This is a genomic window from Sphingobium sp. IP1, assembly GCF_002708645.1.
In the GTDB taxonomy this organism is placed as follows: Bacteria; Pseudomonadota; Alphaproteobacteria; order Sphingomonadales; family Sphingomonadaceae; genus Sphingobium; species Sphingobium yanoikuyae.
Window position 1 is genome coordinate 1 of record NZ_NOIW01000159.1, and the last position, 8,902, is coordinate 8,902.

General features: G+C 63.5%; 8 protein-coding genes. 3 read left to right on the top strand and 5 right to left on the bottom strand.

All coding sequences use genetic code 11. The features are described 5' to 3' along the window. Nucleotides 1–152 precede the first annotated feature (152 nt). A complete protein-coding gene (locus CG471_RS27745; RefSeq protein ID WP_099234427.1) occupies nt 153–1,220 on the bottom strand; it encodes a fatty acid desaturase in 1,068 nt (355 codons plus the stop codon). Between the two features lie 145 nt (nt 1,221–1,365). Here CG471_RS27745 and CG471_RS27750 point away from each other — a divergent pair, with 145 nt between their 5' ends. Beyond that, on the top strand, nt 1,366–2,523 hold the full coding sequence (locus CG471_RS27750) for a hypothetical protein (protein ID WP_004211020.1): 1,158 nt from the start codon (nt 1,366–1,368) through the stop codon (nt 2,521–2,523). Nucleotides 2,524–2,538: 15 nt separating this feature from the next. On the opposite strand, the gene CG471_RS27755 is transcribed toward CG471_RS27750, so the two are convergent. From CG471_RS27755 to CG471_RS27765, 3 genes are all read right to left on the bottom strand, one after another. After that, entirely contained in the window at nt 2,539–3,354 is an 816-nt protein-coding gene (locus CG471_RS27755; protein ID WP_099234428.1) for a sialate O-acetylesterase, read from the bottom strand. Then, the gene (locus CG471_RS27760; RefSeq protein WP_257211713.1) at nt 3,351–5,555 is read right to left on the bottom strand and encodes a TonB-dependent receptor; all 2,205 of its coding nucleotides are present in this window, start codon (nt 5,553–5,555) and stop codon (nt 3,351–3,353) included. The genes CG471_RS27755 and CG471_RS27760 overlap by 4 nt, the downstream gene beginning before the upstream one ends. Before the next feature lie 347 nt (nt 5,556–5,902). After that, complete coding sequence (locus tag CG471_RS27765) at nt 5,903–6,811, bottom strand: LysR family transcriptional regulator (protein WP_037517974.1); 909 nt, start codon at nt 6,809–6,811, stop codon at nt 5,903–5,905. A 231-nt stretch (nt 6,812–7,042) separates the two neighbouring features. Between CG471_RS27765 and CG471_RS27770 the strand changes: the two genes are divergently transcribed. Next, nucleotides 7,043–7,297, top strand: coding sequence for a hypothetical protein (locus tag CG471_RS27770; protein WP_004211015.1), 255 nt, complete (start codon nt 7,043–7,045; stop codon nt 7,295–7,297). 22 nt (nt 7,298–7,319) lie between these two features. Continuing rightward, nucleotides 7,320–8,216 (top strand): bestrophin family protein, encoded by an 897-nt coding sequence (locus tag CG471_RS27775; protein ID WP_099234430.1) that lies wholly within the window; start codon nt 7,320–7,322, stop codon nt 8,214–8,216. Nucleotides 8,217–8,317: 101 nt separating this feature from the next. Here CG471_RS27775 and CG471_RS30390 read toward each other — a convergent pair. Continuing rightward, nucleotides 8,318–8,902 (bottom strand): hypothetical protein (locus CG471_RS30390; RefSeq protein ID WP_218964294.1); only part of this gene is annotated, 585 nt, incomplete at its 5' end.

Below are 8,902 nucleotides of genomic sequence, written 5' to 3' on the forward strand. Positions count from 1 at the left end.
GGAAGCCTGGCCCTCCGCTTTGCCGATTAAATCACGGCCAACCGATCGCAGCAAAAGCGTCGCCCCACGGTCGCCGCGCAACCCGCCCCCGTCCGCCCACAAAAAAGGCCGGCGTTTCCACCGGCCTTTTTTCCTGTCCCGATCCGCCGCGATCAGCGCGCGTGCATCGTGCTCCGGGCGATCTTGGCGACCAGCGGGAACATGCCGGTATAATTGCCCTGGCGATAGGGCGAGTCGATGTCGAGCGTCGCCATCAGCTGCCGATGGGCGGCCGCCAGATTATGATAGGGAACGCTCGGCAGCAGATGATGCAACGCATGATAGCGCAGGCCGACCGGCGCCCATAGTTCGGGCAGCGTGCCGGGCGGCGGCACATTGACCGAATCCAGATATTGCGCGGTCACGGTCATCGCCTCGCCCTCATTCTCCCACAGATGGGCGACCAGCGTGCGCAGCTGGTTGATGACGGTCATCGCCGAATGGATCGCCATATAGACCAGCAAAGGCTTCCAGCCGAAGGCGAAGACGCTGCCGACCAGCGCCAGCGCGAACAGGCAGGCGCCCGCTTCCTGCCAATGCCACATGCGGGCGAACGCGCCCTCGGGCGCGCGACGGCGATAGGCGGGATTGATCGACAGCGCCGAAAACTCCGCCACCACCTTGCGCCGCAGCGGCGGGACGAGGAGGCTGAGCGGCGTCAGCACGCCGAAACGCAGGATCAGGCCGATCGGCGCCAGCGCGGCCACCACGATGAACAAGGGCAGCGACCAGGGCTTCATCAGCGCCAGCGGCAGATATTCCGGGTCTTCCGCCGTGCCATAACGGGTGCGGGCATGATGCTGGGTATGCACGCCTTCATACAGGAAGGACGGGATCATCAGCGGAATGCCGAGCAGCAAATTCCAGCCGAAGCGGAAGCCGGGCAGTGCGCCCTTGCGGATATGGGTCAGCTCGTGGATGAAGCTGGCCGCGCGATAGAGCGCCATCATCGACAACAGGGCACAGCCGATCGCGATCGCCACATTCTGGGCCAATATCGCGCCGGCCAGCGCGCCATAGCCGATCAGCGCCGACGCCAGCATGTCCGGCCAGTAGATGGCCGGGTTCGCGGTCGACAGGGTGCGCGTCAGATCTGCGGCAGCGCGCAGCATCTTCGTATCGTCGGGTATAGCCGACCGCGTGCGCGACGCGGCGGCCAATATGGGATCATGCACAGTCATGCTGCCTTCCCTACACTCCAAATGCGCTGCAATCGTGGCAGCAACGTGACATATTCACCCACTTAGCACTCCTGCCCCGGCCCGAGATTGACATTCCGCAAACAAGCGCCGAACTGCTCGACACATTTCTTCAAGGGCCTGCGCCGTGGCATCAACCGATCTCCTCATCACCCCCGTTTCCTCCAAGGCCGATCTCAAGGCCTTTGTCGACCTGCCCTGGCGGCTCTACGCCAATGATCCCAATTGGGTGCCGCCGCTCAAGTCCGAAGTCTACGGCCTGCTGACGCCGGGCAAGAATCCCTTCTTCGACCATGCCGAGGCTCAATATTTCCTCGCCCGGCGCGGAAACAAGGTGGTCGGCCGCATTTCCGCGCATTTCGACAAGCTGGCGCTGGCCCAGCCGGTCGAACAGGGCATGGGTCCGGGCACCGGCAATTTCGGCCTGTTCGAGGCGGAAGATGCCGAAACCGGCGCCGCCCTGATCGCAGCGGCCGAAGGCTGGCTCAAGGCCAAGGGCATGACCCGCGTGCTCGGCCCGATCTCGCTGTCGATCTGGGAAGAACCTGGCCTGCTGATCCAGGGCCATGACCATCCGCCGACGGTGATGATGGGCCATAACAGCGCCGCCTATCAACCGATGGTCGAAGGCGCCGGCTATCAGCCGGTCAAGCAGCTCAAGACCTATGAGCTGGACATCACCAAGAATTTCCCGCCGCTGATCGAGCGCATCGTCGCCTCCGGCGAAAAGAGCGCGCGCATCACCATCCGTAAGGTCGACAAGTCGAAATTCGATCAGGAAGCGGCGATCATCCTGGGCATCCTCAACGACGCCTGGGGCAAGAATTGGGGCTTCGTGCCGATCACCGACGCCGAAGTCGCCTTCACCGGCAAGAAGCTCAAGCCGCTGGTGTTCGAGGATCTGATCATGATCGCGGAGCTGGAAGGCGAACCGGTCGCCTTCATGATGACCCTGCCCGACCTCAACGAGGCACTGAAGCCGCTCAACGGTTCGCTCTTCCCGTTCGGCTGGATCAAGCTGCTGCGCTGGCTGCGCAAGCCGCAGGTCCGCACCATGCGCGTGCCGCTGATGGGCGTGGTCCAGCGGCTGCAATCGACCCGCATGGCCAGCCAGCTCGCCTTCATGATGATCGAATATATCCGCCGCAACGCCCTGGCCCATTACAGTGCGACGCGCGGCGAGATCGGCTGGGTGCTGGACGATAATCAGGGCATGAACGCAATCGCCGACGCCATCGAATCCAGGGTCAACAAAATCTATCAGGTCTACGAAAAGACGCTGTAAGGCGGCGGGCGCGCGTCAGCGCCCGCATCCATCCGCCTGCAAGGCCATCATCACCCGCGCCATCACCATGCCCAGCCGGCGCTGGGCATCGGTCACCAGATGCAGTTCGTCCGCCTGCCGCTCAAGGCCGCCGGTCGGCACCATATAGGCGCAGCGCAGGGCGATGTCGCGCTGCGCCGCCTGCACCATCGCCCATCCCGGATAACGCGCGACATGCTCCGGCGCCGCCGGCCGATCGGCGATCTGCGCGACGATGAACGGCAGCTCTGCGCGTCCCAGATCCCGCCGAAAATGCCCGACCAGATCGGCCAGCGCAGCGCCATAGCCCGTTGCCGCCGTCTCATTTTCCGCGTCGCTCTCGCCCTGATACCAGAGGATGCCGGCCAGCCGTCCGCGGACCGATCGTACCCGCGCCAGACACGATCCATAGAGCGTCGTCCGATCCCCGCCGGGCCGCCAGCGCGCGATCGCGCTGCCGCCCTTGGCGCAGGGGATCAGGAGGATGGGCCGCCGCTGCCGCGCGATCAGCGCGCGGGCAAAGAACAGCCCCGGCCCGACCGCCGCCAGCCGGTCCGCCGACACCATGTCCTGCTGCCCCTGCGCATTGTCGATCGGCTCCATCGCCGGCCGGACGATGCTGTCATTGCCCAGCATCGTCACGCCCGGCACCGGCGCCCTTTCCGCCTCGGTCAGGTCCGCCAGGGCGCCCCGCCCTGACATGTTGGACTGGCCGGCCAATATATAGATGTCCGGCAAGGGCGCCGCGCCGCCGGCCGAGCCAGCCGCGCCGATCAGCGCGGCCAGGCCCAGCCCGGCAACCCGCCAGCTCAATAGCTGTAGCTCAGGCGGATGCCGCCATAACGATGGAAATCGCGCGGCACATAGCCCTGGATCGCCGTCGTCCCGTAACGGTTCGACACATCGTTGATCAGATAACGATAATGCTGGTCGAACAGATTGTTGATGAAGCCCATCACCTGCCAGGCCTTGTCGGCGCTGCGCAGGCCCAGCGCGATGTTCACCATCGCATATTCCGGCTGGATGGTGCGCGGATTCTGGTCCAGCGGCACGACCTTGCTCTGCCAGGTGACGGCGCCCTGCGCGACCAGTTCCAGCGGCCCCTGCCCCAGCGGCTGGGCATAATCGATATTGCCCGCCAGCTTCCACTTGGGCGAGATCAGCATCGCCTTGCCGCTCAGATCCTGGCGCGGCGGCGTGCCGACGCATCCCTGCGCCGCGGTCTGGTTCACATAACAGGCCGCGCCGGCAAATTCCCTGAACTTGGCGTCCAGATAGGTCAGCGACCCATTGATGGTCAGCCCGGCCACCGGACGGATGCTGGTTTCCATTTCCAGGCCGCGGATGCGCACCTTGCCGACATTGGTCAGGCGGAAATTCTGCGTCCCGTCGGCCAGATTTTCCACCGCCTGGGTCTGGAAATCGCGGAAGTTGGAATTGAAGACGGTGACGTTCAGCGTGACCTTGCGATCCAGCAATTGCGATCGGAAGCCAAGCTCCAGGCTGTCCGACTTTTCCGGGTTCACCGGGCCGGCATCGGCGCGCGCCTGGTTGAAGCCCGACGAAATGTCATAGGCCTGCCCCTTATGCCCGGTCGCATAGGTGAGATAGAGGTTCATGTCGCGTGCGACATCCTGCTTGATGCCCAGCTTGTAGGTGCCGAAACTGTCGCTGCTGCGCCCCGCATAGACCCGGCTGGCCGCCAGATCGGTGAACACATAATCGATCTTCTCCCGGCTGTAGCGGCCACCGGCGATCAGCGTCGTGCCGGGCAGCGGATCATATTCCAGCTGGCCAAAGCCCGCGATCAGGTCGCTGCCGTTGGTCGCATCCCAATTGGCGTTGGAAAAGAGCGGCCCGCGATAGAAGTCGCGGCCAATGTCGACATTGCTGTAATAGGCGCCCAGCGTATAGCGGAACCGGTCCTTGCCGGGCGAAATCAGCCGCAATTCCTGGCTGAACTGCTCGCTGTCGAAATGGCCATATTGGAAATTCTGGAAGCTGCTGATCGCGGAATCGTCGCTGTCGAACCAGTCATGCGACTTGTAGCGGTCATGCGCGGTGATCGACATGATCGTCGGCCCGCCCGTATCATAGCTCAGGCGTAGCGACTGGGCGAAGTCATTATAGGTGTTGCCGGTCGGGAAATCGATCGACACGTCCCTATTATCCTTGCCGACGGTGATGCCCGGCGCGAACACATCCTGGGTGAAGGCCGGATTGCCGCGCAGGATCGCATTGTCGCCCAGTTCGATGAAGGGCCGCGTCGCTGTCGTCCGCCCATCGGCATAATCGATCGCCAGATCGGCCTGCAACTCGGCCGTCGGGTTCCAGCGCAGCTTGTTGCGGGTGGAGAAATAGCGGCGCCCATTCAGCGTCTTGCCATCGGCCAGGTTGCGCGAATTGCCCTTGAAATCATCATAGTTGACGCTGGTGCGGAAACCCAGCGTGTCGGTCAGCGGCCCGGAAAGAACCGCACCGATCTGTTGCTCGTCATCGGTGGTGATCATGCCCCGCACCGACGCGGTCAGCGTCTTGGTCGGCGCCTTGGACACGATATTGATGAGGCCCGCCGAGGCCGACTTGCCATAAAGCGTCGTCTGCGGCCCGCGCAGCACCTCGATTCGCTCGATATCGGAAAGATCGGTGAAGGCGCGCGACTGGAAGGCCAGCGCCACATCGTCCAGGATCACCGCGACGCTCGGCTCGACGCCGGGGCTGAAGGCCAGGGTGCCGACGCCGCGGATCGCGACATTGGCGCTCGCCGGATTTTCCGCCGGCCGGATGCTCAGCGACGGCGACACGCGGCTCAGATCGTTGAAATCCTGCACCGCATTGGCCTGCAACTGGGCCTCGCCCAGCACCTGCACCGACAAGGGCACATCCTGCACATTCTGTTCGCGCTTCTGCGCCGTCACGATGATGTCGCCGGCCGACATATCCTGCGCATGGGCCACGCCCGCCAGCGCCTCCGATGCGACGCCAACCAGCAGGCTCGCCATCACGACTGCCATTTTCGACTGCCCCTTCATCAACCTCTCCCGATCCTGTGTTCCAAAGCTGCCACCGGGAGCCATCGGCCGATGCGCCGGTTTGCCCGACTGCATCCACCACAAAGCCCACATTGCGGGACTCGACTCCAGATTTCGAAAAGTCTGTAACCGACAGATCAGGCCAGCGCAATATATTGGTCAAACCAATATTGGTGAACGCGGCACTTGTCAGACAAATTGGCCTGACAAGTCGATGACCATGGCGGATGGGTGCGCTCCAGCGGAAGCGGGCCGCCGTGAATCAGCATCGGCGCGATCGACGGTCCGCAGACAGTCGATCGCGCCGATCGCGCATTTTCAGAATCGGGTCAGGCGGCGGCCGGGGTCGCCTCGGCCGGCTTCAGATGGCGCGCCAGGAAGTCGAGGCAGCTGCGCACCTTGGCGCTGTCCCCCTGCGCCGGCAGATAGAGGGCAACGATCGGCGATTCCGGCAGCGCGACAGCGGGCAGCACCGTCTGCAACCGACCCTCTTCCAGATCGTCCGACACCGCCCATAGCGACTTGATGACGATACCGGCGCCATTGAGCGCCCATAGCCGCGCCAGTTCGCCATCATTGGTGCTCAGCACCCGGCTCGCCCGGCTGTTGTCCCGCCCCATGTCCATGTCGATCGCGCGCCACATATCCTGCCCGCCGCCAATGACGATCCGGTCATGGCTGGCCAGATCCTCGATCGTGCGCGGCACGCCGCGCCGGCTCAGATATTCGGGCGAAGCGCAAAGCATGCGCGGATTGTCGGCCAGCCGCTTCATGATCAGGCCGCTGTCGGGCGGCGGATCGAAACAGATGGCGATGTCATGGCCGGTCTCGACGATATTGGCCGCCTGCCCCGCCGCCTCCAGATGCACCGCCACCTCCGGGTGCAGCGTCGCATAATGCTGGAACAGTGGCGCCAGCCGGCTGCGGCCCGAATGCAGCGTCGTCACCACGCGCAGCGCCCCCACCGGCTCGGTGGCATTGCGCATCACGACATTTTCCGCCTGGTCGATGTCGGACAGCGCCTGTCCCGCCTTCTCGTAGAAGATCTGGCCTTCCTGGGTCAGCGTCATGTGCCGGCTGTTGCGGCGCACCAGCATCACCCCCAGCCGCGACTCCAGTTGCGACAGGCGGCGACTGGTCGCGGCAAGCGACAGGTCCAGTCGTTTGGCCGCTTCGGACAGGCTGCCCGATTCGGCAATTTTCACGAAGGACAGGATTTCAGCATAGCGATCGGCCATGCGCAAAAAGCTATGCGCGTTACGCTGCATTGCAATAGGCGCAAGGTTGCAGTTCCGTGTGAAAACATTGCCACGTCTCCCAAACGGCACGGAAATGCGACGGAATTTTGCTGGCGTTACCGCTACCGCAAGGCTGGCTTGCATGGCGTGGACCACGTTGACCGTCGCTTGTGCGTCGCATCATTTTTCGAACAAAGGCCGCCCGTCGGCTCCATTTCGGAAAGGACCGCCATGATCCGCACGCTCGCCGCAACGCGCGCCGCGCCCACGCCCAAGACCAATCAGCGTCTTGCCTGGAACGATATCGAGGCGCTGCCCATCTATGCCGCCATGGCGCTCTGCTTCGCCTGCGCCTGGCTGGCGATCAGCGACAGCACCCCCACCATCTATGCGACGATCCTGAAGGCGGTCGGCATCATCGGCGGCATGGCGCTGCGCCATGCCTGGCTGAAACTGGATGAAGCCGACGGCACGGACATCGCCTGACCTGTAGAGAACCGCTCCCCCTATGATCGTCGGACGTGCTCCACGTATCCGCCAGAGTTTCCAGACCGCATGGCGCGCGCTGATCGCGCTGTTCTTCTGGGATCTGGCGGTCACCATCTTCTACTTCATCTCGCCCTTCAAGGCGCCGGCCCTGCCGCTCACCATCTTCGGCACCGCCCTCGCCCTGGTCCTCGGCTTCCGCGTCAACTCCGCCTATCAGCGCTGGTGGGAGGGCCGCATCCTGTGGGGGGCCATGGTCAATGTCTCGCGCAGCTGGGCGCGCGCGGTGATGAACTTCATCCCCGACCGGGCCGAAACGGCGGACCTGCGCCAGACCCTGGTCGAACGCCATATTGCCTATGTCCAAGCGCTGCGCTGCCAGCTCCGCCGGATCGATCCCGCGCCCGATGTGCGCCGCGTGCTCGCCGGCCCGGAGATTCCGGAGGAGATTCCGGAACTGGGCCGCCGTAATCCCGCCAACGGCCTGCTCGACGGATCGGGGCGCCGGGTCGAACAGGCGCGCGCGGATGGCTGGATCGACAGCATCCAGCAAACCCAGATCGAACGGCTGCTGATCGACATGTCGAACGCGCAGGGCGGCATGGAGCGGATCAAGAACACCCCGCTGCCCGCCCAGTATCGCAGCTTCCCCAAATTCTTCACCCGGCTCTTCTGCATCCTGCTGCCGATCGGCCTGGTCGAGACATTGGGCATCGCCACCCCGGTCGGATCGGCGGTCGCGGGCTTCATGTATCTTGCCGTGCTACAGATCGGCGACGACCTGGTCGATCCGTTCGGCAACGACGTCCACGACCTGCCGCTCGACAGCATCACGACCACGATCGAGGCGGACATGTGCGACACGCTCGGCCGCGAAGGGCCTCCGCCGGTCCAGCCGGTCGACGGCGTGCTCTGGTAAAGCCAAACGCCGCCCACCAATCCTGCCGTCATCCCGCATTCGATGCGGGATCCATTCTGCGCTCCTTATCTGGCCTAGTGCAGAATGGATCCTGATTTTCGTCAGGATGACGCCCGTAGAGATTGGCAGGCTTCGACCAGGCAGCGGCCCATCCCATCATCGTCACCCTGAACTTGTTTCAGGGTCCATTCCTCCCAATAGACCAATGGCTTGTTAGGCTTGATAGATGCTGAAACAAGTTCAGCATGACGTAGGTGGGATGGCCGCTTCCCACCCTCGATCGCTGTCCACAGAGCCGATCGCACAAAGCGCTCCCCGCAGCGGCCTGTCCGCTTATGGCCGGAAAAGCTGTCCGGCGCGACACGACCAATTGCCGTCACCGATCGCTCATGAGATACGAGGTTGATGCAAAGGGCATTTATCAGATACCGCGCCTTTCTTTCGAGCAAGGCAATACCGCTACGTGGATTGGCGTGGGTAAATGAGATGAATTTCCAACTCATCCCATGGATGCTGCTGCCGCTGCTTACCTCGGCAGCCTGCTGGTCTTTTTCGATACCGGATACCATCTGGACATGGGCTTTGCATTCAGCAGTATGCTTCACGACTATCGGTTTCGGGCTCGTAGTATGGACCTTCCTCAAGCCGGTTTGTGACCAAGAAAGCTGACATTCCGCTACCCACCC

Coding starts and splice junctions, on each gene's coding strand:
- CG471_RS27745 (WP_099234427.1), bottom strand. CDS start 1,220: ATGACTGTGCATGATCCCATATTGGCCGCCGCGTCGCGCACGCGGTCG.
- CG471_RS27760 (WP_257211713.1), bottom strand. CDS start 5,555: ATGGCAGTCGTGATGGCGAGCCTGCTGGTTGGCGTCGCATCGGAGGCG.
- CG471_RS27765 (WP_037517974.1), bottom strand. CDS start 6,811: ATGGCCGATCGCTATGCTGAAATCCTGTCCTTCGTGAAAATTGCCGAA.
- CG471_RS27770 (WP_004211015.1), top strand. CDS start 7,043: ATGATCCGCACGCTCGCCGCAACGCGCGCCGCGCCCACGCCCAAGACC.
- CG471_RS27775 (WP_099234430.1), top strand. CDS start 7,320: ATGATCGTCGGACGTGCTCCACGTATCCGCCAGAGTTTCCAGACCGCA.